A 23356-nucleotide genomic window follows, 5' to 3' on the forward strand; every position below is an offset into this window, starting at 1 on the left:
AAGCGGTTTTTTTGAGTTTATATAAAGGTTTTAGGAGGTAAAAGAAAAAAACTTAGTATCTCAGCACCTTAACACCTTAGCATCTTAGTCTAATACATTCAAAATCTTAACCCCAAAAACAACCCCGTTTTGTTGAATGCCGCTTTGGTATGAATGCACATAATCAACTCTAAATATTTTGAATTTTCCGAAACCTAGATTGTCTAAACCAACGGTAAATTCAGAATATGGATTTCTGTCAGGAAGAGCTAAAGCATGAAAACCGATATTCATAGTTGATTTCAAAAGATTCAGAAGAGGGATTTTATTAGTGATATATCCCATGTCATTGTGCTCTAAATGCATTTCGAAGTAACTGTCGTTTGTGCTGTTCGAATAATAAGGCATCAAATTAAAAACATTTAGATATCTAGAACTTGTGCCAATATGTGTCTGGTTTCCGTTGAAATGTTTGTAGTCTATAAATGAGATATTTTCTGCGTTAAAGAATTTTCCTGCTTTAAAATTCATTCCTAAAACGCCTTTATTGTTTAGCTTCAAGTCATATTGAACAGCAGCTGCAATTCGCTCAAATTCATATTTTTTCTCACTTCCGGCAAATGCTTTTTCAAAAGCAAGAAAGATGGTTGGGTATTTTTCGTCTTTAAAATTATATCTTCCGTCAGGTCTTGAAATGTATTTGTTTCCAAAATTGATTCGGGCAGTTAAACCGGCCTTAAGCAAATGATGAGCGTCAAAAGGAGCTGTTGTAAAGTCATTTGGCGCCAATGGATTATTTGACGAATAAACATCATCTTTTTTGAAAAATGAATAATCGGTTGTGTTAAAAAGCGGTTTTCGTTGCTCGTAAGCTAGTTTTGCGTTTAAGTTTATTCCGTTTGCAATATCTTGAGCGTAATTAATTTGCGCAAATTCCAAATTGTACAACTTCATATAGTTGTCTTTAAAAAACAAAGAACTTACCGAATTGACCAATTTCGTAATAGGCTGTGCGCCGTTAAACTGAGCTGTTTTAGTTCCTCCCGAAACATAAATCGTAGCATAATTTATATTGTTAAATCGGTGGCTGAAATCACCTGTAACACGAAGTCTCTCATCTGAAAAACCGTAATTAAAAGTGGTGCTCAAAGATGTGGTTTTGCCATTCTCCTCATTCCATTTTCTAAAAGAAAAACCAGAATCTAAGTTAAAACCTTGAACTGTATTAAAACTTAACGAAGTCAGATTTAACAAGCCATCATATTTAAAAGAATATTTATTGAAGGTGTTTTTGTAGTCATAACCTCGAAGAATATCCCAAACTTTAAATTTGTTGTTTTTAGCATCTATAGAATCGGTATATTTTTTTGATTTTCGAATGATTTGCAGGCTGTCCTTTCTGGCATAATCTGTACTTTCTTCGAGCGTTAAAGGAATCGGACGGATTTCGTTCCAAAAAGCATCGTCTTTTTTATTGGCATTCAAATCAAAAGCGACAATTTCGTTTCCAAAAGTCTTTTTAGAAAATGAATCCGGAAAATCATAATTTGAATAGATGTAGTTGAATTGTCCCGAAAATTTAACGCCAAAACCGCCAGCATTAAACGAAAGAGTCTGTGCATTTTTTGACCAAATTTTGTTTTTCGAATTATAGCTGAAGCTTTGTTTTAAATTCATTACTTCTGTAAATTCATTTTTCATTCGGTATCCTTTTATGTCTAAATCCAGAGCATAAATGGCAAAACTGTCGTCTACAATGTAAATATATCCTTCAAAAACAGGTTCCTTGTCGCGTTTTGGGATTACTTTGATTTTATAAATTTGATGTTTGTCGTCATCATAAAAACTTCCTTCAAGTTTATATTTATAATAACTAAAAGCATTTCCAGCAATAGGAGAAATAAGATTTACATCAAACTCCAAAGTATTGTCGTAAAAATCATAAGTTGATAATGAGGCAGTATTATAACTAAAACCTTTATTGTTTCCTGATATTTTAGAAGCGACAATTGTTTCTTTCAATTTGTCTGGTTTCTGAAAAGAGACTTTCGAGAGAGTTTCAGATAAATATAAAATTCCAGTTCCAGTAGAATCCAGATTTGAAGATAAGTCTGGGCCAAGATCTATTTTTTGACCTAATATTTTTTTAGGCAGATCTTTCACTTTTAAAATTCCTTTAGAATAGAAATCGGCAGTAAAACGGGCTGTTTTTTCGGAGTTTTCTTTTTTGTTTGCAATCGCGCTTTTGATGATGGCATTGGCAGGATTGTTTTTTGGGTCAATAACCACTTCGTTTAATGCAAAACTTTCTTCTGCCATTTTTACATTCAGAATCACATTTTTTGAACCTGAAGTAACAGTAAGTTTTTGAGTTTTAAAACCCAGATATTGAAAAACGATTCTGTTTTTCCCGACCTCTTTTACATTCAACTGATATTGTCCTTGTTCATTTGAAGTGGTGCCACTATAGGTGTTTTCTTCAAAAACAGAAACAAAAGGCAATGGAGTACCTTTTTCGTCAGTTACGGTTCCTTTTATTTGTGCAAAAGTTTGGATTGAAAAAAGTAAAAGAGCAGATAAAATAATGTTTTTCATGTGAGTGGTTTATCCTACAAAAATAAAAGAACTCAAAAATGAGCTTATTAATAATTTGTTAAATAACGCTTTATAAAAAAGACTGAATTGCCAGTTCGTAGCTTTTTAAGCCGAATCCAAGAATAACACCTTTTGCATTTCCAGATAAATACGATTGGTGTCTGAAACTTTCGCGTGCATAAGTGTTCGAAATATGAACTTCGATAACCGGCGTTGTAACAGCTTTCATTGCATCTCCTAATCCAATAGAGGTGTGGGTGTAGGCACCAGCATTTAGGATAATTCCATCAAATGTGAAACCAACATCTTGAATTTTTCCAATCAGTTCTCCTTCAATATTGCTTTGGTAATAGGATAATTCGATGTTTGGAAATTTGTTTTGAAGGATTTCAAAATAATCCTCAAAAGTTTGGCTTCCGTAAACTTCTGGTTCTCTTTTCCCTAAAAGATTAAGGTTTGGGCCGTTGATGATGCAGATTTTCATAAAATGATTAAGTTTAATTAAACGCTGTGAAATGATTTCAAATAAAATCATTTCACAGCAGTGTAAAAATAAAAAAACCGCTCCAATTTATAGAACGGTTTTTGTAAAAGTATGTGATATTTTTTAGAACAGAAATCCTGCAGAAAGCTGTACTGTTGAGTTTTTTACATCGGCATTTTTTGATGCTTCTGTAAGTCCTAAACCGTAACGACCTTGGATGAACAGGTTTTTAGTAATCTTAAATCCTAAACCGGCATTAAGTCCAAATTCAAAAGTTTCAGCGTCTTTTACGTCAAAATTATTTTTTTCGCTCAATAAAAAAGAAGCTTGAGGTCCAACTTCTAAGCTGAAAGAATCTGTCAGGTAAAATTTTGCCATTACAGGAATTGAAAGGTATCCTAATTCATTTTTAAATTCTTGAACAGCATTTTTATAAGTGGCGCCTTGAGTTGAGTATAAAAGCTCAGGTTGTACAGAAAAACGATCTAAAAGTTTAAGTTCTGCAACCAAACCAGCATGAAAACTGGTAATTCCGTCTTTGTCAAATGCAACGTCCTGCATATAAGCGTCTCCTGTTTGGCTCGCGAAGTTAACCCCTCCCTTAACCCCAATTTGTAAAAACTGTGCCTGAACTGCTGTCGATGCAGCAATAAATAGAACAGCTGCTAAAAGTATCTTTTTCATAAAAATGTTTTTTAAAGTTTGGTATTTAATTGATGTTATTTACAATTCAAAACTACTTATTCAATATTTTATTGTTTTATATTTTAGGTTTGCGAATTATTAAAATTCCCATTTTTATAGAAGTTAAAGTGTTTTAATAGGCTTGTTTACTGATTTTAGCTGATTTTTAAAAGCGATTGAGTATTTCCTTTTTGTTCATGAATTTTCTAAAAGAAATTAAATTAATAAGTTTTTACTTGTTTTAATAATTGCTGAATTAAGGTGTAATGGATATGCCGATTTAACAATTCATACTCTTATTACTGTTTTTTTTGTTAAATTCAAAGCATATTTTTAAGAAGAATATTTTTATATTTGAATAGTGAAAATTAAAATTTAACGAAAACAAATACTATGAAAAGAATTATTTTAGCTGCAATCGCAGTAATAGCGTTTGCATCTGCAAATGCTCAAGAAACTAGATTTGGAGTAAAAGGAGGATTAAATATTGCAACAATTGGTGGAGCTGACAGGGCTAATGCGTTAGTTGGTTTTCAAGTTGGTGGTTTTGCTGAAATCAATATTTGGAAAAAATTATTTATTCAGCCAGAACTTTTGTATTCTGCGCAAGGAGCTAAAATTGATTATCCTGGTAATAATTTTACAGTTAATTTAGATTATATCAATGTTCCGGTAGTTGCAAAGTACTATATCACAGATGCTTTTACTGTTGAGGCAGGGCCACAAATTGGATTTTTAGTTTCTAGTAAAAATATAGAAGATGAAAAAACAGTGGATTTAGGTTTTAATTTAGGTGCAGGCTATAATGTAACTAAAAACTTTTCTGTAGGCATTCGTTATACTATTGGTCTTTCAAATATTTATGATGCTTATTACGATTATGAAGAAGATAATTTTGGTGATTATTTGGATAGTAGACGTACTAATAATGTTTTAGCTTTAACAGCAGCATACAAGTTCTAATTTTTAGAGCTAATAATTGAAACCTTCTCTGTTTAAGAGAAGGTTTTTTTATGCCTGAAAATGTTTTACTTTGCAAGCATGAAATGGAATAATTATATCAAAGATTATCAATCGTATCTGCGTATCGAGAGAGGTTTGTCTAAAAATACGATCGAAAACTACAGTTTTGATATCGAGCGCTTATGCCTGTTTTTAGAAAACAATCAAATTGATGTTTCTCCAGTAAAAATTAAAGATGAAACGGTACAGCAGTTTATTTATTCGGTTTCAAAAGAAGTAAACGCAAGGTCGCAGGCCAGAATTATCTCAGGATTAAAAAGCTTTTTTAATTATCTCGTTTTTGAAGACTATCGCAATGACAATCCATTGGAATTGATTGAAACGCCCAAAACAGGTCGTAAATTACCGGATACATTATCGGTTGAAGAAATTGATGCCTTGATTGCGGCAATCGATCTCAGTTCTAATGAAGGCGAAAGAAATCGGGCTATAATCGAAACGCTATACGGATGCGGACTTCGGGTTTCTGAATTGGTTGCTTTAAGGATTTCAGATTTGTTTTTTGAAGAAGGTTTCGTCAAAATTACAGGAAAAGGAAATAAGGAGCGATTTGTTCCAGTCGGGAAATTTGCCCAACGCTATATCGAAATTTATCAAACAGAAATCAGGACTAAATTGAATATTAAAAAAGGCTGTGAGGACACAGTTTTCTTGAATAGACGAGGTGGACAACTGACTCGAGCGATGATTTTTACCATTATCAAAGATTTGGCTGTAAAGATTGAGCTTAAAAAAAAGATCAGTCCACATACGCTTCGTCATTCTTTTGCGACTCATTTACTGGAGAATGGAGCAGATTTAAGATCGATTCAGCTCATGCTGGGGCATGAGTCGATAACAACAACAGAAATATACGTGCATTTGGATCGAAGTTTTTTGAAAGAGGTGATGCATTCATATCATCCAAGGAAATAATTTTCTTACTAAAATTGTGGTTTTTTAATCAAAAAGTAATACCTTGGTAATAGAATTTTAGAACAAAGAGAACAAAATAAGTAAATTTTTTCAGCGTTTGAACTGCAAGATTGGTCTAAATTTTATTTACTTAAATAGCAGTATATGGTTTTTGATTTGCCCAGTAACGAGGATTGCTTAGAGATGAATAATTTCTACAGAAAATTGTTTGCCGAAATGCCTGATTTGCTTTTTCAATTTGTAATTGATAGTGATAATCAATACACTTTTCCTTTAGTGAGTAAATCTGTCGACGATATTTTTGAGCTTTCTGTCAAAGAATTCACAGACGATATTAAGTATGTTATCTATGAAAGGGTTTTTATTCAAGACCGTGAAAAGTTTTTTCAATCTTTAGTAAGGTCAAGAAAAGAGATAATTCCGTGGGAAATCGAATTTAGAGCTTCTCTTCCTAAAAAAGGGCTTCGATGGTTTAAAGTAGCAGCGAAGACCGAAATGTCTCCAGACAAAAGAGTCAGTTTCTATGGTCATATTTCAGATATTACAGATTTAAAAGATAAAGAAGAAAAACTGCGTATTTCTGAAGAACGTTTTCAATTTGCGCTTGAGGCTTCTACAGTTGGAGTTTGGGATTGGGATATCGTAACAAATAAGGTGTTTTATTCGTCGCTTTCGCTTAAAATTTTAGAATTAGAATCGGCTGACATTTTTGACGATCCCGAACGGTGGGACAAAATTGTTCATCCAGAAGATCTTCCAAAATATTATTCTGATATCCAGGAACATTTTGACAGTAAGGTTCCGTATTACGAGAATTATCATCGGGTTATGACTTCGAGCGGTAATTACAAATGGATTTTGGATCGAGGCAAAGTAATCAAACGCGATGAAAGCGGAAAACCTTTGCGTGTAATAGGTACACATACTGATGTTTCGCTTCAAAAAGAAAAAGAGCTCGAACTCTTAAAAACAATGAAATTATACAGCGACCAAAATAGTCGTTTGCTGAATTTCTCTCATATTGTTTCTCATAATCTTAATACGCAGGCAGGAAATATAAAGTCGATCTTGGATTTTATTGATGCCGATGTCGATAAGAAAACAATAACCGAAATGCTGGAGCATTTAAGAACGGTTTCTAATGATTTGAACGAAACAATCTCTAATCTTACTCAGATTGTAAAAACGCAGAGCAATATTAATATTGTAGTTGCCCCATTGTTGTTGTGCGAGTATATTGAAAAAACGATTTCAACGATCAAAGGATATGACAAACAGCGCAAAGTGACAATTGTTAATAACGTTCCAAAGTATTTGACAGTAAATTTTAACCCAGCGTATATGGAAAGTATTTTGTTGAACTTTACCACAAATGCCATCAAATATGCACATCCAGATCGAGATCCGGTAATTGTTTTTGATTTTGCGATTGAGCCTGAAGGATTTAAGTCGCTTAAAATTACAGATAATGGACTTGGAATAGATTTGAAAATGTATGGTGATTTATTGTTCGGAATGTATAAAACGTTTCATAAACACGAAGAAGCTCGCGGTATTGGGTTGTATATAACAAGAAATCAAATAGAGGCTATGAAAGGAACTGTTTTGGTAGAAAGTGAAGTTGGAGTAGGAACGAGTTTTAAAATCGTTTTTAATGATGTGTAAGGTGTTAATTGTAAATAAAAAAACAAAGGCTGTCAATTGGCAGCCTTTGTTTTTTTATTTATCTGAGATTACTTAGCAATATTAACTGCTCTAGTTTCTCTAATAACTGTAACTTTTACTTGACCAGGATAAGTCATTTCTGTTTGGATTTTTTGTGAAATTTCAAATGATAAGTTAGCTGCATTGTCATCAGAAACTTTCTCGCTTTCTACAATTACACGAAGCTCTCTACCGGCTTGAATTGCATAAGCATTTTTTACACCGCTGAATCCGTAAGCAACATCTTCAAGGTCTTTCAAACGCTGGATGTATGAATCTAAAACCTGGCGTCTTGCTCCAGGTCTTGCTCCTGAAATAGCATCACAAACCTGAACAATTGGAGAAAGTAATGATTTCATTTCAATCTCATCATGGTGTGCCCCAATAGCGTTGCAAACTTCGTCTTTTTCGCCATATTTTTCAGCCCACTGCATACCCAATAATGCGTGTGGTAAATCACTTTCAGTATCCGGCACTTTTCCGATATCGTGAAGCAAACCTGCTCTTTTTGCCAGTTTTACATTTAGTCCTAATTCAGCAGCCATAATACCGCAAAGTTTAGAAACTTCTCTAGAGTGCTGTAGTAGGTTTTGTCCGTAAGAAGAACGGTATTTCATTCTACCGACAACTTTAATTAACTCTGGGTGTAAACCATGAATTCCTAAGTCAATTACCGTACGTTTTCCAACTTCAATAATTTCATCGTCGATTTGTTTAGCCGTTTTGGCAACAACTTCCTCGATTCTTGCAGGGTGAATACGTCCGTCAGTTACTAATTTGTGCAATGATAAACGAGCGATTTCTCTACGCACAGGGTCAAAACAAGAAAGGATAATTGCTTCCGGCGTGTCATCAACAATAATTTCAACTCCGGTTGCAGCTTCAAGCGCTCTAATGTTACGTCCTTCACGACCAATGATACGGCCTTTTACATCGTCAGATTCAATGTTGAATACAGATACGCAGTTTTCAACCGCTTCTTCAGTTCCAACACGTTGAATTGTATTGATAATGATTTTTTTAGCTTCCTGTTGTGCAGTAAGTTTAGCTTCTTCAATTGTGTCTTGAATATGTGACATGGCTTTGCTTTTGGCTTCAGCTTTTAAACCTTCAACCAATTGTTCTTTTGCTTCTTCTGCAGAAAGTCCAGAGATTACTTCAAGTTGTTGCAATTGACTTTTATGTAATTTGTCAACTTCAGCTTGTTTTTTGTCTAAAACTTCAATTTTGTTATTGTATTCAGCTGTTTTAGCTTCAAAATCGTCATTGACTTTTTTAGCCTTAGAAAGTTCATTTGAAACTTGAGATTCTTTATCACGAACGCGTTTTTCTACTTCAGCTACTTTTTTATCTCGTGCTAAAATAACTTGTTCGTGCTCTGATTTTAATTCTATAAAACGCTCTTTAGCTTGAAGAATTTTGTCTTTTTTAATGTTTTCTGCTTCTAAATTAGCGTCTTTTAAAATAGAAGCGGCTTCTTTTTTAGCGTTTTTGATTAGGTTCGAAATATTGCTTTTCTCGATAATTTTAGCTATTGCAAAACCTGCCGCAATACCTACAATACCAATAATGATTGTTATGATGTCCATGTTTATTTAGGGTTTATATATAAAAAAAGCCTACATTAATTGCTTGAATAAACTCGTAAAGACAAGTTTTGAGCTAACTCACTGTTCAAGTTTCCCAGCCAGAGCAGGGCATACTATAGTAGCGATGATTCGCTCATTCTAAATTGTTAGTGTTGAGTTTACCAATTGTGAACTAATGTAGGCAGTATCTTAGTTTCTGTAAAGAACGTTATTTTTCGAGATATTGATCTAAAAGCGTATTTAGTCTCTTAATTCTTTCAATAGTTTCTTCGCCATCGATTGCGTAATCAATCTGTTTTTGTTCTGTCTGCGATGCAAACTGCAGAGCGCACATAGCCAGTACATCTTGTTTGTCACGTACGGCATAGTTTTCTTCAAACTGCTTGATCATCGCATCAATTTTTTTAGAAGCACTTCTAAGTCCTTCTTCCTGAGTAGGTTCAACCGTTAGTGGGTAAACGCGGTCCGCAATTGATATTTTAATTCTAAGCTTTCCGTCCATGTTTCTAATCAGATAATTGTGCTATACAGTAATCTATTTCGCGAATTAATGAATTTATTTTAAGCTTTGTCTCTCTCTTGTTATTGTCGCTGCCGAGCAACGAATTGGCTATCTTAAGTGTCTCATATTGCTTTTTCAAAGCCTCCATTTCTTCAGATTGTTTCTGGATAATTTGCACGGCTTTGGCTAATTCTAATTGTAATACCTCATTGTTTTTCTCCAAACCTTTTGATTTTTCAAAAAGCTTTTCGACTTTATATTCAAGAGCATCAATTATTTCGGCAATTACACTCATTATAAATCCTATTCATTACTTAATCCTACAAAGTTAGTATTCCTTTTTATTAATGCAATTATTTATCGATTTTTTTACATTAAAAATAACCAAACTAATGAAATTCAATTAATTGTATTTTTATTGATTTATCTTCGGTTTTGGCCTGTTATTTTTTTATCTTAGCAAAAATGTTGCTTATGAGAATTCCTGTACTTGCCCTTTTGTTTTCTAATTTTATTTTTGCTCAGACGCAATATCCTAAAGATTATTTTCGAGCTCCACTTGATATTCCCATGCAACTTTCAGGTAATTTTGGAGAACTTAGACCCAATCATTTTCATGCAGGTTTTGATCTAAAAACCAATCAACGCGAAGGTCTTAATGTATATGCTGTTGCTGATGGCTACATCTCAAGAATCAAAATTTCTACTTTCGGAAACGGAAAATGTATTTACATCACACATCCTAACGGGTTTACTTCTGTTTATGGACATTTGCAGACTACAGTCGGCGCTGTTCAGGAATATGTTACAAAAGAACATTACAAAGCAAAAGCCTACGAAATCGAAGTGTTTCCTAAACCCAACGAATTACCTGTTACCAAAGGACAGCTGATTGCACTTTCGGGAAATACAGGTTCGTCTGAAGGTCCGCATCTGCATTTTGAATTTCGCGATACTAAAACCGAGTTTGTAATCAATCCTTTGTTTTTTGGTTTTGATCAGAACATCAAGGATACCAAAAAACCAACGATTTCAGGTTTGTATGTTTATCCGCTTGATAATGCTACAGTCAATCAATCAAAACAGCCTTTGCTTATAAATATGACGCTTCAAAAAGATGGAACATTTTTGGCCGGAAAAGTAAAAACAAACGGAAAAATTGGTTTTGGAATCAATGCTGTCGACACCGATGATGTGTCTTACAATAAAAATGGGGTTTTTAATGTTTCGACTTTTTTAAACGGTACGCAGAATTATAACTATCAGTTCAATACATATTCGTTCGACGAAATGCGCTACATCAACGCACTAATTGATTATCAGCGTTACAAAAAAACAGGACAGCGTGTGCAGAAACTTTTCATGAAAACTCCTTTTGCATTAAGCATTATCAAAACAGATTCGCTTCGAGGTATTATAAAAGCAGAACCTAATCTGGCTGCATCTTACCAAATTGAAGTTTCTGATTATTTTGGAAACCAGAATTCCATCACAATTCCGATTGAGTTTGATGGCTCAACTCCGATTGTTGAGGCAGTGCCTATAAATTCAAAATATTTTATAAAAGCGAATAAGGATTATAATTTTGAAAAAGACAATATGTCGGTATTTTTTCCTGCCGGCACTTTTTACGATGATTTTAATTTAAATTTTGATGTCAAAAATAGAAAAATTTATATTCATGATGATACCGTTCCTGTTCATTCCAATTTTACGATTACGATAAAGGACACGCTGTATCCAGAATCTTTAAGGGAAAAAGTTTATATCGCGAAAGGCACCAGTTTTTACGGAACCATTAGAAAAGGTGATGTTTTTACCGCAAAATCAAAAATATTGGGCACTTACGGTTTGGTGCTAGACACGATTTCGCCAGTTATAAAAATCGCAAAACCAATTGAAGGGAAATGGATCAGCGATCAAAAGAAAATTGACCTTACTATTGGAGACTCTTTGTCAGGAATCAAATCATATAACGGTTTTATTAACGGAAACTGGGTTTTGTTTGAATATGAAAACAAAGCCAGAAGGATTACGCATGTTTTTGATGACGCTCTATTAAACGAGGGTGAAAACGTTTTAAAAATAGAAGTTGTTGATAATGTAGGAAATACTGCTATCTTTGAAACTCGATTTTTTAGAAGTCAAAAAAAATAAAAACCCCAAATAGTTGAATTCCAGTAAAATAATATCCGCTTTTCTGTTTTTATGTTTTAGCTGCGTTTTGTCTGCTCAAAAGGCTTATGTAAAAGGCGTGATTTTAGATGAAGAAAAACATGCTGTTGCAAATGTGAATGTTTCTTCTTCGGGAATAACGATTCAGTCTGATGTAAATGGTTATTTTGAAATTGAAATTCCTTCAAATAAAAAGATTTCGCTGATTTTTACACACGTATCGTTAAAAATGATGAGTCTTACAGTCAATTTGAAACCGGGAGAGGTTTTTATTTTTAATCCTGTAATGAATAATTCGCAGGAGCAGATGGGAGAGGTTTTTGTTTCTTCTAAAAATAAAAAACGAGTTCAAGGAATTACAACAATTGATGAAAATGCCATAAAAAAAGTTCCAGGCGCCAATGCCGGAATTGAAAATATCTTAAAGACGCTTCCCGGTGTAAATTCAAATAACGAATTAAGCACACAGTATATGGTTCGTGGTGGTAATTACGACGAAAATCTGGTTTATGTTAATGAAGTCGAAGTTTATCGTCCGTTTTTAATTCGTTCAGGACAGCAAGAAGGTTTAAGTTTTACCAATACCGATTTGGTGCAAAATGTAGATTTTTCTGCGGGTGGTTTTCAGGCAAAATACGGCGATAAATTATCATCTGTTTTAGATATTACCTACAGAAAACCGGTTCGTTTTGGAGCTTCTTTTGAAGCAAGTTTTCTCGGCGGAAGCGCTTCTGTCGATTTGGTTTCCAAAAACAAAAAATGGTCAGCCGTTACCGGAGTTCGTTACAGGAACAACAGTCTTTTGGTGAATAGCCAAGATACACAGACCAATTATACCCCGACTTTTGCCGATATTCAAACGAATATTAATTATGATGTTTCTGAAAAATGGCAGTTGAGTTTTCTTGGAAATATTTCACAGAATAAATATTTGTATCAGCCTCTTACGCGCGAAACGAGATTCGGAACAGCAGAGCAACCAATGGTTTTGGGAATTTATTATGAAGGGCAGGAAAAAGACCAATACGATACTTATTTTGGCGCTTTAAAAACCACTTATAAAGTTTCTCCGAGCTTTAATGTAAAACTAATCGGATCATTATTTCATACTACAGAAAAAGAACATTTTGATATTTTGGCCCAATACCGTCTTGGAAATGCAAATGCCGACCAAGGAACAGCAATCGAAGATGTTGAGTTTACTCGTGGAATCGGTTCGCAACTGAATCACGCCAGAAATGATTTGGATGCTCTAATCGCAAATATCGAATTTAAGGGTTTTAAAGATTGGAAAGAAAGCCAGCTGGAGTTTGGACTAAAATACACGCGCGAATCTATTCGTGATCGAGTTGCAGAGTGGGAGGTAATAGATTCTGCTGGATTTTCTATAAATCCGCCAATTGTTATTCTTTCTAAGAATAATGAGCCTTATCAGCCGTACACTGGTCCGCTGGCACCTTATCAAAATATAAGAGCAATCAATTTTAATACAATAAACCGCTTTTCGGGTTATGCACAATGGAACAAACAAACGTTGATTGGCTCAAGTCAGGTTTGGTACACTTTGGGCGCTCGTTTTCAGGCGTGGAATGTAGCTGGAACTTCAGAAAAAGGAAAAACTCAGGCGGTTGTTAGTCCGCGCGGTCAGTTTTCTATAAAACCTGATTGGGATAAAGATATGATTTTTAGGCTTTCGGCCGGATTGTATTATCAGCCTCCGTTTTATCGAGAACTTCGAGATTTGGAGGGAGAAGTCAATCCGAATGTAAAAGCGCAACAGTCTGTAAATATCGTCTTGGGGAATGATTATAATTTTAAGATGTGGAACCGCTCGTTTAAGTGGGTAACTGAAATCTATTATAAATCGCTTTCTGATGTCAATGTTTATTCAATTGATAATGTAAGGATTCGATATGCGGCAAACAATAATGCGAAAGCCTACGCGCAAGGTTTAGATTTTAGACTCAACGGAGAATTTGTTCCAGGAACAGAATCATGGGTGAGTTTTGGATATTTAAAAACAGAAGAAAATTACGAAAACAAAGGCTACATTGCGAGACCAACAGATCAGCGTTTAAAATTTGCGATGTTGTTTCAGGATTATATGCCAAATATTCCAAGTGTGAAAGTGTATTTGAATCTGGTTTATAATACAGGTCTTCCGGGTGGTTCGCCAGCTTATTCTGATCCGTATTTGTATCAAAACCGTCTTAAGGATTATCGCCGTGCGGATATTGGTTTTGCTAAGGTATTTGTTGACGAAAATACGAAATCTGAAAAAACAGGTTGGTTGAGAAAATTTAGAGAATTGTCGCTTGGTGTGGAGATTTTTAATGTTTTCAATAATCAAAATGCTATTACGAATACTTGGGTGCGCGATGTGTATTCTAAAAATCAGTACGCAATTCCGAATTATATGACTTCAAGAGTTTTTAACATTAAGTTTAATGCGAGGTTATGATTGAAAAACGACAAAAAAGGAAAAAGATTTTTTACGTTCCCGGAATGATTTCTCTCGTTCTGATTCCCTTGTTTTGTTTTTATCATTTTTATAAAGTTGATGCTTTTAAGGTTTATGGAGGTCTTGACTTGCATTTGCCTTATGAGGAAGATTATTTCATTAAGTACAAAATAGCTTCTTTAAGAAAGTATAAGACTTTTAATTTTAATGAAAATGAATTTACAGCAAAAGAACAGCTAAACAATGTAAAGTTGTATCTCCGAAATTTAATGAATAAAAAAGACACCATTAACGGAATAAAGCTACACTATGGTTCTGGAACGCATTACGATGTTTTTATTAAAACGATAGATCTTCTGGCTGAAGAGGAAGCTCCCGCTTGGGCAATAAATGAAAATGATGTTTATATTTTTGGCTCCCTGAATACACTAAAGAAAGTTAAAAGTGATACTTTAGTTGCTCCCATGATGAATTGCATGACAGGAGAATTAATGGCAAGACAAGCTTATTTTGAGACCAAACATAAAAAAGAAGAAGAAGCCTATCAATTTAAAATTACTTTTTTTAAAGAAAAATGGAAATTGATTTCGTTAGGATATCTTGGTCTTGTCTTTCTTAATGTTTTTGTTTTAGTGAAATTAAATAGACAGCAATATTTATGATAAAAGAGAAAGCAAAAAGAAGAAGGGTTTTTTACGTTCCTGGAATGATCTCTTTGGTTTTGATTCCGATTTTTTGTCTTTATCATTTTTATAAAATAGAAGCTTTTAAGGTTTATAGTGCTTTAGAATTTACGATTTCCAATCAAGAAGATTTTCAAAAGTATAAAATAGAAGATTTAAGAAAGTATAGAGTTTTTGATTTCAATAAAAAGAAATCTAACGGGTTGCAGGAATTAAAAGAATTAAGATTTTTTGTTCGTGGTTTAGTAAAAGAATACGATATAAGTAATGGAGCAAAAATCTGTTTTGGCGCCAAAACAGATTATGATGTCTTTATAAGTGTGTTAAATATTATTGAGGAAGAAAATGTGCCTATTTGGGGATTGTTTTCTAATGATATATATGCAATGGGAAATCCGAAACCGAAGTCTTCAGATCGTCGTTTTGTCTGTGGCACCTCAAAATATTCAGAACAAAACACAATTCGAATGAGAGAAGAGGAAAGAAAAGAAAGGCTTCAGGTTTTTCAAGTTCAGTTTCTTAAGCAACAATGGGTTTTGTTTGTAGCTTATTTTGGTTTGGTGCTTTTGAATATTTTTGCGTTATTCAAATTGAAGAAAGGATAATATGGCTCAAAAAAGGAAAAAGATTTTTTACGTTCCCGGAATGATCTCTTTGGTTTTGATTCCGATTTTTTGTTTTTATCATTTTTATAAAGTTGATGCTTTTAAGGTTTACAGTCTTATTAGTTTTTCATTGCCAGATGAAAAATCGATTACGAAAGAAGAGGTTAGGCAATTGCGAAAATATAAAGAGTTCAGTTTTAATAACGAAAAATGGCAACAACTGAATCAATTAAAAGAGTTTCGTTTTTATGTTCGTGGATTGATGAAAAATTATGATACGATTAATGGAGCTAAAGTGCATTTCGGTCCAAAAATGGATTATGATACTTATATCGAGACACTAAATGCAGTAATCGAAGAAGGAGGAGAAAGTTATATTTACTATGATGATGATATGTATATTTTGGGGAAAAGAAAGATAAAAAAAACCTACACCCCAAAAATGATATGGACATGCGGTTACGGAGAATCGAATAAAGAATATTTTCTGGAAGAAGAAAGAAAAGCGCAATTAGAACGCAATATCGCTTTGTTTAAAAAGAATTGGATTCTGTTTGCGGGCTATTTAGGTTTGGTGCTTCTGAATCTCTTCGCTTTAGTAAAATTCAATAAAAACCAAAAATACAATCAAAAATAGTATATTTGATAATCGAATAGAATCAGTGTAGATGAAAAAGTATTTTAAATATATAGCCTTAGCCATTATTACAACAGCAATAGGCTGTCGTGAAGAAGTTCAAAAACCAAAAGTAAGTTACGGTGCGTCAAATAAAGTAAGTGTTGCCAAAACCGATACAACTCAAATTGAAATTGCTGATTTGCCAATTCAAATGGAAGGAACCAATTATTTGATTCATCCAGTTGGAGATTTAAGAGTTTTTGAAAGAGGCTCAAAAGCACGTTACGGCTCTTCGAGTGTAAACGATGTAAGTTTTACAATCTCTAATTTGGGTGAATACGAAATAACGGGTTATCTACAGAATTTGAAATTCCAGCAAGTCGATTCAGATTCTATCCGTCCTTTGTCAGACAAGCCAATTTTGATCCTTACAGCTACTTATTTAAAAACAGTGGCAGACAAAACCCAGAACAAAGTTATGGTTTATACCTTAACAGATTCTGATACAAATAAAGATGGTAAAATTGATACAAGCGATATAAAAACGTTGTATTTAAGTGATATTAGCGGTGAAAATTTTACCAAAGTTTCTGCTGATTTAGAAGAATTGGTAGATTGGAATTTAATTGAATCTAAAAACCGTTTGTATTTCAGAACTATTGAAGATACCAATCAAAATGGTCAATTTGATAAAAATGACGTACTGCATTATAATTATATAGATCTGACTTCTAAAAAATGGGAGGTTAAAGGTTATAAGCCTATTTAAGTTGCTAAGATGTTAAGATTCTGAGATACTAAGTTTTTTAACTTTTGAGAAAAAAAACAAAACCTGCTAAGTTATCTATTAGCAGGTTTTATTTTTTAAAGCATATAGAAATCCTATTAATTCTTTAAGCTGTGGCTAAAAAAAAACTTAGAATCTCAGTAACTCAGAACCTTAGTGTCTTAAATCAATATATCACTTTCTAAATCTGATTTCTCGATTTCAAAATCAAATCCGAGTCGTTCAACTAATTCTATGACTAGTTTTTTATACCAGTTTTCAGATTTTGGATGAATATATATTTTCTCAATCAACTGATTTATGTCAACGTTGATTTTTATTCCGTCATTTAGTTTTATATTGCTTTTTGAAGTGTCAGTTAGAATGCGGACTTCGCGTTCATACTGAAAGCTTTTTCGCTTGAATAAAAATGGGAAAAATAAATCGTCAAACGGAATATATTCCTTTTTGTAATCGATATAATTGACTTCGCCTATATATTGGTCAAAATTATTTTCTGGCTTTACAGCTTTCTGAAGTCTGCTGATTGTAGACTGAATCGCTATTCCTTCGCTGTTTTGAGTAAAAATCTGCCACATTGCATACGATTCATATTCATTAATATGCCAGCTGCTTACGGCAACCTGTTCGCGTTGTGTTTTGTAATATTGTAAAAAGTCGGGATTGTCAATCGCAAGTTTTTTAATCTCTTCGTAAGTCGGTTCGCTGAAAGTGCCTTCGTACTGATCTTCAAATTTGTCTGATCGTGACATGAAAAGTTTCTTCGAAAGCAGTAAATCCAAGAATTTAGATAAATCTAAGTATTTCCAAACGATTGTGTCCGGATTGTCAGGAAGCTTTATATTCGTATTGTGAAGATACATTTTAAGGCATTAATGATTTTCAGTTGTTGTTTGCCTAAAGTTAAAAAAATAAACACAGATTAAAGAGGTTAAAATTAGTTTTAATCATTCCTTAATCTGTGTTTTTTTATGAATGTTGTTTTGTCTTAAGATTCAAAAGACTGCATTGTAACCAGTTTGTTGTACATGCCGTTGTGTGCAATAAGTTCTTCGTGAGTTCCCTGTTCTACGATGCGTCCTTTTTGCATTACTACAATTACATCAGCTTTTTGTATTGTTGATAAACGGTGCGCGATTACAATTGATGTTCTGTTTTGCATCATGTTTTCTAAAGCAACCTGAACAAATTTTTCACTTTCGGTATCCAGATTAGAAGTTGCTTCATCTAAAATCATGATTGGTGGGTTTTTAAGTACCGCTCTAGCAATAGACAAACGTTGTTGCTGTCCGCCAGAAAGTTTGTTTCCGCTGTCGCCGATGTTGGTGTAAATTCCTTGCGGAAGGTCTTTTACGAATTCGTAAGCATTGGCGATTTTTAAAGCTTCAAGGATTTCTTCATCAGTTGCATCTAATTTTCCTAATGCAATATTGGCTCTTATAGTGTCATTAAATAAAATACTGTCTTGTGTTACCAATCCCATCAAGCCACGTAGTGAATGCAATGTCATATCTTTAATATTGATGCCGTCCATTGCAATTATTCCTTCATTAACATCATAAAAACGCGTCAATAAATTGGCAATCGTACTTTTTCCGCTTCCTGATTGTCCAACAAGCGCAACAGTCTGTCCTTTTTTGATTTGAAGAGAAAAATCTTTTAAAACATCTGTTTCTTCATACCTAAAGTTGATGTTTTGAATGTCTATTTTATTATCAAATGAAGTTTTGTCTAAAGCTTTTTCTTTGTCGGTAATAGTGTTTTCCTGATCTAAAATTTCAAGAACCCTTTCTGCTGCCGCATTTCCTCTTTTTACGCCGTAAGAGGCTTTAGAAATTGCTTTTGCAGGAGTCAGGATGTTATATGCTAATCCCATGTAAGCAATAAACGAAGCGCCTTCTAGAGTTTGGTCAATTAAAACCATTTGGCCTCCGTACCAAAGTAATATCGCAATAACCGTAATTCCCATAAATTCACTAGCAGGTGAGGCTAGATTCTGGCGATTACCGATGCTGTTAGATAAATTGAAAAAGCGTTCTGTAGAGTTTCTGAAAACATTATTGAAATAATTCTCAGCATTATAGCCTTTTACCACTTTTAGTCCGCCTATAGTCTCTTCAATAGTAGAAAGGAAGGTACCTTGTTCTTCTTGTGCTTTTGAAGATTGTTTTTTAAGCTGTTTTCCAATTAAAGAAATGATGTATCCCGAAACCGGAATAAAGATAAATACGAATAATGTAAGCTTAGCGCTAATGATTAACATTGCTATTATCGTAAATACAATCGTCAAAGGTTCTTTTACAATGAGTTCGAGAATGGCTAAAAATGAAGTTTGTACCTCGTTTACATCGCCTGCAATTCTTGAAATAACGTCTCCTTTTCTTTTCTCAGAATAAAAGGCCAAAGGCAGTTCTAGTGTTTTTTTGTATAATGCATTTCGCATATCTCTTAAAACCCCATTTCTTAAAAAGTTGATGAAAAACATAGCAAGATAGTCTGCTAAATTTTTTAATAAGAAAATCGAAATGATTATTCCGACCATTACAGAAAGTATAAAACCTGGATTGTTTGGGTCGTTGTTTTTTGTAATGTAATAGTTAAGGTAGTTTTCGCCGTATTCTTTTATATGGGTAATTCCTTCATAAGCTGGCATGGTGGTAAGTTTCTTGCTTTTGCCAAATAAAACCTGAAGCATTGGAATCAATGCCATAAACGAAAGTGTGCTAAAAAGCGCATACAATACGTTAAAAAAGATGTTTAAGAATGCGTATTTTTTATATGGATATATAAAAGGAACTATTTTTTTGAAATTACTCATTTATTTTTTTGATATTGATTTCTTTTATTGCAATGACTCTTTTGAGTATTTAGTTATGTAGTTTTTCACCGCACAAAATTAATCCAATTGAGGTGTTTTCAATTTCTTTTTGCTTTTTTTTATAAAAAAAAACTCTGATTTGGATTAGTAAAATACAAATCAGAGTTTAAAATATTGACTTTGTTCATTGTGCTCGTCTTTTGTGCACAATCGTAATGTGTTTATTTTTAGGTATTTTTCGCTTTTTTTTTTCTTAATTCAGTTGCATATCGGCAATGATATTCTGTATTTTTTGATCTAAGAAACTTTCTGCTTCCTCAAAATCCAAAACAGATTCAATTTCAGCATTTACGCTGATATAGAATTTGATTTTTGGCTCAGTTCCACTTGGTCTTGCACAGATTTTAGAACCATCAGCAGTATAGTAAATCAAAACATTCGATTTAGGAATGTCCATTGTTGATTCTTCGCCAGTTAATAAATTCAAAGCAACAGACGATTGATAGTCTTCAACCATAATTACTCTTTCGCCATTGATTTCTTTAAGCGGATTTTCACGAAGATTAATCATCATCTGATTGATTTCTGCCAAGCCTTCCATTCCTTTTTTTGTTAAAGAAACCAAATACTCTTTGTAAAAACCATTTTCTACATACAATTGCAGAAGTTCTTTGTAAACAGAACTTCCTGCGGCTTTCGCCTGAGCGGCAAATTCGCAGATTAATAGGGTAGCAGCAACAGCATCTTTATCGCGTACTGCATCGCCTACCATAAAACCAAAACTTTCTTCTCCTCCTCCAATAAATTGAAGTTCTGGAAAGTCTACAATCATTTTTGCAATCCACTTGAATCCGGTTAATCCAACTTTGCATTCAACACCATAACTAGATGCTAGTTCCATCATCATAGGAGTTGAAACGATTGTTGATCCTACGAATTGTTTTCCGTTAAGTTTGCCTGCTTTTTTCCATTGTTTCAATAAGAAAGAAGTCATCAAAACCATTGTCTGGTTTCCGTTAAGCAAAATCATTTTTCCGTCGTTGTTTCTAACAGCTACGCCCAAACGATCGCAGTCAGGGTCTGTTCCCACAACGATATCAGAATTTGTTTTGTCTGCCAAAGCCAAAGCCATTGTTAGAGCTTCTGGTTCTTCTGGGTTTGGAGATTTTACAGTTGGGAAATCTCCGTCTGGAATAGCTTGTTCAGGTACAATATGTACATTTTTGTAGCCCGCTTGAGATAAAACGTCTGGAATAGATTTTATAGAAGTTCCGTGCAATGAAGTAAAAACAATATGCAGATTGTCTTTGGCTTCGGCCGGAGTATTAAAACTTGCGTTTTCGATAGATGATTTTACAAAAGCTTTGTCAATTTCGGTATCAATATATTGAATTAAGTTTTCGTCTGCATTGAATTTGATTTTGTCGTAACTTAGACTTTCAATCACATTAACGATTTCTTTGTCTTGTGGAGGGACAATTTGTCCGCCATCTTGCCAGTAAACTTTGTAACCGTTGTATTCAGGTGGGTTATGAGAAGCGGTTAAAACAATTCCGCACTGACATTTTAAATATTTTAGTGCAAAAGATAATTCGGGAGTTGGCCTTAAATCAGAAAATAAATAAACCTGAATTCCATTTGCTGAAAAAACATCAGCAACTACTTTTGCTAAAGTGTTGCTGTTATGACGGCAATCGTAAGCAATAACAACTTTCAAAGGTTCGTTTGGGAAAACTTTATGCAAATAATCAGACAATCCCTGAGTGTTTTTACCCAGTGTATATTTATTGATTCTATTGTTTCCAATTCCCATTACGCCTCGCATACCGCCCGTACCAAATTCAAGGTTTTTGTAAAAACTCTCTTCTAGTTCTTTTGGCGAGGTTGTCATTAATTCCTTAACTGCTGTTTGTGTTTCCTGGTCAAATGTTGGTGTAAGCCATTCGTTTACAGTGTCTAATATGTTAGGAGCAATATTCATTTTAAATGTCTTTTTTTAAATGTAAATGTTTGGTTTAGATCTTTAATTTAAAGGTATAATTTTTTCAGAAGAAAAATCAGCATCCTGAAAAAATTAATCAGGATGCTTAGTTCTTGTGTGTTTTCCTTGTTGGGTCAAGGAGTTTCAATTAGAAATTAACTTCTCGGGCTATTTTATAGCGTTCTTCGTTGTGTTTTGTTCTTAAAATAATTTCACCTAAAAAACCAGCTAAGAATAATTGTGTTCCTAGGATCATTGTTGTAAGAGCAATATAAAACCACGGATTGTTTGTTACAAGAGTGTATTTCATTCCGTTGTACAAATGGTATAATTTTGAAACCCCGATATATCCGGCAGATAAAAATCCGATGATAAACATAATAGATCCCATGGCGCCAAATAAGTGCATTGGTCTTTTTCCGAAACGGGATAAAAACCAAATGGTAATTAAATCAAGAAATCCGTTTATAAAACGCTCCATTCCAAATTTAGTTTCACCGTATTTTCTGGCTTGGTGAATCACCACTTTTTCGCCAATTTTTCCAAATCCTGCATTTTTTGCCAGAACCGGGATGTAACGATGCATTTCGCCCGAAACTTCAATGTTTTTTACAACAACATTTTTGTAGGCTTTTAAGCCACAGTTAAAATCATTTAATTCAACACCCGAAGTTTTTCTGGCAGCCCAATTGAATAATTTTGATGGCAGGTTTTTAGCTACGACAGAATCGTAACGTTTCTTTTTCCAACCCGAAACCAGATCGTATTTTTGAGCCGTAATCATTTCGTACAATTCCGGAATTTCGTCGGGACTGTCTTGTAGATCGGCATCCATAGTTATAATAACGTCGCCTTTTGCTTTGGCAAAACCGGCGTGAAGGGCTTGTGATTTTCCAAAATTTTTCATGAAACGAATGCCTTTTACATTCGGATTCTCATTTGAAAAACCTTCAATAATTGTCCAAGAATTATCTGTACTTCCATCATCTACAAAAATGATTTCATAAGAATAATTGTGAGACTGCATCACTTTGATAATCCATGTATAGAGTTCTTGAAGTGATTCCTCCTCGTTTAGAAGCGGTATAAGTATAGATAAATTCATTTATGTTTTTATTCTTGAGTAGTTTTGCTCTTAAAAAATGCTGCGAAAATTAATCCGAAAATAGCGCTGAAAACAATTGCAAATACAGAACCTTTAATCAATTCAATTGTAGAATACGGACTGTTGGCTTTCATTTTTGCAATAGTCTCATTGATTGCAGATGCCGGAGTTCCAAATTTCTGCAACATTCCGACAGTATATTTGATCATCAATTCGTTTACTGTTTCTTTTGCTCCCGGATCGATAACGTTAAATAAGATAATGTTAAAAGTTGTGGAGATTAAAATACCAATTACAGCAGCTATAAAATAGGTAGTAAAAGCTTCTTTAAAAGGGAAAATGCCCTTTAATTCCTTTTTTGTTTTAGACATTAAGATAATAGAAATTGTAATGCTTATCGCTATTCCTAAAAGTCCCATCCACCACGCGGTAAATAAGCTAAGGTCTACTGCATAGATTGTTGCAGTTATTAATGCAGATGCAATTCCGATGATTACACCATAATTGATACCATTCTTTTTTATAACTTCATTAATCATATTTTCTATATGTTTTAAAATTAATCCACAAATATAGCAATTCCGACTTTATACAGATATAAAATGCATTTCGAATTTATCTAAAAAAAAGTGAGCTAAAGATTTGTT

20 protein-coding genes are annotated in these 23356 nt (G+C 33.7%); 9 read left to right on the forward strand and 11 right to left on the reverse strand.

What is annotated here, in order from left to right; all coding sequences use genetic code 11:
• Positions 1-84: 84 nt before the first annotated feature.
• The 3 genes from ACFFLS_RS03120 to ACFFLS_RS03130 form a co-directional block, all read right to left on the reverse strand.
• Positions 85-2574, reverse strand: a complete 2490-nt coding sequence (locus ACFFLS_RS03120) for a DUF5686 and carboxypeptidase regulatory-like domain-containing protein (protein WP_379683259.1) — start codon at positions 2572-2574, stop codon at positions 85-87.
• A gap of 70 nt (positions 2575-2644) precedes the next feature.
• Complete coding sequence (aroQ, locus tag ACFFLS_RS03125) at positions 2645-3058, reverse strand: type II 3-dehydroquinate dehydratase (RefSeq protein ID WP_379683398.1); 414 nt, start codon at positions 3056-3058, stop codon at positions 2645-2647.
• A gap of 123 nt (positions 3059-3181) precedes the next feature.
• Positions 3182-3742 (reverse strand): porin family protein, encoded by a 561-nt coding sequence (locus ACFFLS_RS03130; RefSeq protein WP_379683258.1) that lies wholly within the window; start codon positions 3740-3742, stop codon positions 3182-3184.
• 393 nt (positions 3743-4135) lie between these two features.
• Between ACFFLS_RS03130 and ACFFLS_RS03135 the strand changes: the two genes are divergently transcribed.
• The 3 genes from ACFFLS_RS03135 (at position 4136) to ACFFLS_RS03145 (ending at position 7345) form a co-directional block, all read left to right on the forward strand.
• Complete coding sequence (locus tag ACFFLS_RS03135; RefSeq protein WP_379689154.1) at positions 4136-4705, forward strand: porin family protein; 570 nt, start codon at positions 4136-4138, stop codon at positions 4703-4705.
• A gap of 78 nt (positions 4706-4783) precedes the next feature.
• Positions 4784-5680, forward strand: a complete 897-nt coding sequence (xerD, locus tag ACFFLS_RS03140; protein ID WP_379683396.1) for a site-specific tyrosine recombinase XerD — start codon at positions 4784-4786, stop codon at positions 5678-5680.
• A 183-nt stretch (positions 5681-5863) separates the two neighbouring features.
• Complete coding sequence (locus tag ACFFLS_RS03145; protein WP_379689157.1) at positions 5864-7345, forward strand: sensor histidine kinase; 1482 nt, start codon at positions 5864-5866, stop codon at positions 7343-7345.
• 68 nt (positions 7346-7413) lie between these two features.
• On the opposite strand, the gene rny is transcribed toward ACFFLS_RS03145, so the two are convergent.
• From rny to ACFFLS_RS03160, 3 genes are all read right to left on the reverse strand, one after another.
• On the reverse strand, positions 7414-8973 hold the full coding sequence (gene rny, locus ACFFLS_RS03150; RefSeq protein ID WP_379683255.1) for a ribonuclease Y: 1560 nt from the start codon (positions 8971-8973) through the stop codon (positions 7414-7416).
• A 208-nt stretch (positions 8974-9181) separates the two neighbouring features.
• A complete protein-coding gene (locus tag ACFFLS_RS03155; protein WP_379683254.1) occupies positions 9182-9475 on the reverse strand; it encodes a cell division protein ZapA in 294 nt (97 codons plus the stop codon).
• Between the two features lie 4 nt (positions 9476-9479).
• Complete coding sequence (locus ACFFLS_RS03160; protein ID WP_379683253.1) at positions 9480-9770, reverse strand: coiled-coil domain-containing protein; 291 nt, start codon at positions 9768-9770, stop codon at positions 9480-9482.
• 179 nt (positions 9771-9949) lie between these two features.
• On the opposite strand from ACFFLS_RS03160, the gene ACFFLS_RS03165 reads away from it, so the two are divergent.
• The 6 genes from ACFFLS_RS03165 to ACFFLS_RS03190 are packed head-to-tail and all read left to right on the forward strand — an operon-like array spanning position 9950 to position 16787.
• Positions 9950-11632, forward strand: a complete 1683-nt coding sequence (locus tag ACFFLS_RS03165; protein ID WP_379683252.1) for a M23 family metallopeptidase — start codon at positions 9950-9952, stop codon at positions 11630-11632.
• A 13-nt stretch (positions 11633-11645) separates the two neighbouring features.
• Positions 11646-14111, forward strand: coding sequence for a TonB-dependent receptor (locus ACFFLS_RS03170; protein WP_379683251.1), 2466 nt, complete (start codon positions 11646-11648; stop codon positions 14109-14111).
• Positions 14108-14773: a hypothetical protein gene (locus tag ACFFLS_RS03175; protein ID WP_379689159.1), complete on the forward strand. Its 666-nt coding sequence runs from the start codon at positions 14108-14110 to the stop codon at positions 14771-14773. The genes ACFFLS_RS03170 and ACFFLS_RS03175 overlap by 4 nt, the downstream gene beginning before the upstream one ends.
• The gene (locus tag ACFFLS_RS03180; RefSeq protein WP_379683249.1) at positions 14770-15399 is read left to right on the forward strand and encodes a hypothetical protein; all 630 of its coding nucleotides are present in this window, start codon (positions 14770-14772) and stop codon (positions 15397-15399) included. Before ACFFLS_RS03175 ends, ACFFLS_RS03180 begins: the two co-directional genes overlap by 4 nt.
• A 1-nt stretch (position 15400) precedes the next feature.
• Positions 15401-16036: a hypothetical protein gene (locus tag ACFFLS_RS03185; protein ID WP_379683248.1), complete on the forward strand. Its 636-nt coding sequence runs from the start codon at positions 15401-15403 to the stop codon at positions 16034-16036.
• Between the two features lie 31 nt (positions 16037-16067).
• Positions 16068-16787 carry a CREC-EF hand family protein gene (locus ACFFLS_RS03190; RefSeq protein WP_379683247.1) on the forward strand — a complete coding sequence of 240 codons (720 nt, stop codon included), beginning with the start codon at positions 16068-16070 and terminating at the stop codon, positions 16785-16787.
• A 179-nt stretch (positions 16788-16966) separates the two neighbouring features.
• Here the strand turns inward: ACFFLS_RS03190 and ACFFLS_RS03195 are convergent, their stop codons facing one another.
• The 5 genes from ACFFLS_RS03195 to ACFFLS_RS03215 all read right to left on the reverse strand — a co-directional run bounded on the left by ACFFLS_RS03195 (position 16967) and on the right by ACFFLS_RS03215 (position 23248).
• Positions 16967-17668, reverse strand: a complete 702-nt coding sequence (locus ACFFLS_RS03195; protein ID WP_379683246.1) for a DUF2971 domain-containing protein — start codon at positions 17666-17668, stop codon at positions 16967-16969.
• 125 nt (positions 17669-17793) lie between these two features.
• Positions 17794-19623: an ABC transporter ATP-binding protein gene (locus ACFFLS_RS03200; protein WP_379683245.1), complete on the reverse strand. Its 1830-nt coding sequence runs from the start codon at positions 19621-19623 to the stop codon at positions 17794-17796.
• A 253-nt stretch (positions 19624-19876) separates the two neighbouring features.
• Positions 19877-21604, reverse strand: coding sequence for a phospho-sugar mutase (locus ACFFLS_RS03205; RefSeq protein ID WP_379683244.1), 1728 nt, complete (start codon positions 21602-21604; stop codon positions 19877-19879).
• A 148-nt stretch (positions 21605-21752) separates the two neighbouring features.
• Positions 21753-22709, reverse strand: coding sequence for a glycosyltransferase family 2 protein (locus ACFFLS_RS03210; protein WP_379683243.1), 957 nt, complete (start codon positions 22707-22709; stop codon positions 21753-21755).
• 8 nt (positions 22710-22717) lie between these two features.
• The gene (locus tag ACFFLS_RS03215) at positions 22718-23248 is read right to left on the reverse strand and encodes a DUF4199 domain-containing protein (RefSeq protein ID WP_379683242.1); all 531 of its coding nucleotides are present in this window, start codon (positions 23246-23248) and stop codon (positions 22718-22720) included.
• Between the last annotated feature and the right edge of the window lie 108 nt (positions 23249-23356).

The organism is Flavobacterium procerum, from assembly GCF_042431625.1.
Lineage (GTDB): Bacteria > Bacteroidota > Bacteroidia > Flavobacteriales > Flavobacteriaceae > Flavobacterium > Flavobacterium procerum.

What these genes read in the sequence shown, in the direction of transcription:
- ACFFLS_RS03120 (WP_379683259.1), bottom strand. Translation starts at nt 2,574, where the DNA reads ATGAAAAACATTATTTTATCTGCTCTTTTACTTTTTTCAATCCAAACT.
- aroQ (WP_379683398.1), bottom strand. Translation starts at nt 3,058, where the DNA reads ATGAAAATCTGCATCATCAACGGCCCAAACCTTAATCTTTTAGGGAAA.
- ACFFLS_RS03130 (WP_379683258.1), bottom strand. Translation starts at nt 3,742, where the DNA reads ATGAAAAAGATACTTTTAGCAGCTGTTCTATTTATTGCTGCATCGACA.
- ACFFLS_RS03135 (WP_379689154.1), top strand. Translation starts at nt 4,136, where the DNA reads ATGAAAAGAATTATTTTAGCTGCAATCGCAGTAATAGCGTTTGCATCT.
- xerD (WP_379683396.1), top strand. Translation starts at nt 4,784, where the DNA reads ATGAAATGGAATAATTATATCAAAGATTATCAATCGTATCTGCGTATC.
- ACFFLS_RS03145 (WP_379689157.1), top strand. Translation starts at nt 5,864, where the DNA reads ATGAATAATTTCTACAGAAAATTGTTTGCCGAAATGCCTGATTTGCTT.
- rny (WP_379683255.1), bottom strand. Translation starts at nt 8,973, where the DNA reads ATGGACATCATAACAATCATTATTGGTATTGTAGGTATTGCGGCAGGT.
- ACFFLS_RS03155 (WP_379683254.1), bottom strand. Translation starts at nt 9,475, where the DNA reads ATGGACGGAAAGCTTAGAATTAAAATATCAATTGCGGACCGCGTTTAC.
- ACFFLS_RS03160 (WP_379683253.1), bottom strand. Translation starts at nt 9,770, where the DNA reads ATGAGTGTAATTGCCGAAATAATTGATGCTCTTGAATATAAAGTCGAA.
- ACFFLS_RS03165 (WP_379683252.1), top strand. Translation starts at nt 9,950, where the DNA reads ATGAGAATTCCTGTACTTGCCCTTTTGTTTTCTAATTTTATTTTTGCT.
- ACFFLS_RS03175 (WP_379689159.1), top strand. Translation starts at nt 14,108, where the DNA reads ATGATTGAAAAACGACAAAAAAGGAAAAAGATTTTTTACGTTCCCGGA.
- ACFFLS_RS03180 (WP_379683249.1), top strand. Translation starts at nt 14,770, where the DNA reads ATGATAAAAGAGAAAGCAAAAAGAAGAAGGGTTTTTTACGTTCCTGGA.
- ACFFLS_RS03185 (WP_379683248.1), top strand. Translation starts at nt 15,401, where the DNA reads ATGGCTCAAAAAAGGAAAAAGATTTTTTACGTTCCCGGAATGATCTCT.
- ACFFLS_RS03190 (WP_379683247.1), top strand. Translation starts at nt 16,068, where the DNA reads ATGAAAAAGTATTTTAAATATATAGCCTTAGCCATTATTACAACAGCA.
- ACFFLS_RS03195 (WP_379683246.1), bottom strand. Translation starts at nt 17,668, where the DNA reads ATGTATCTTCACAATACGAATATAAAGCTTCCTGACAATCCGGACACA.
- ACFFLS_RS03200 (WP_379683245.1), bottom strand. Translation starts at nt 19,623, where the DNA reads ATGAGTAATTTCAAAAAAATAGTTCCTTTTATATATCCATATAAAAAA.
- ACFFLS_RS03205 (WP_379683244.1), bottom strand. Translation starts at nt 21,604, where the DNA reads ATGAATATTGCTCCTAACATATTAGACACTGTAAACGAATGGCTTACA.
- ACFFLS_RS03210 (WP_379683243.1), bottom strand. Translation starts at nt 22,709, where the DNA reads ATGAATTTATCTATACTTATACCGCTTCTAAACGAGGAGGAATCACTT.
- ACFFLS_RS03215 (WP_379683242.1), bottom strand. Translation starts at nt 23,248, where the DNA reads ATGATTAATGAAGTTATAAAAAAGAATGGTATCAATTATGGTGTAATC.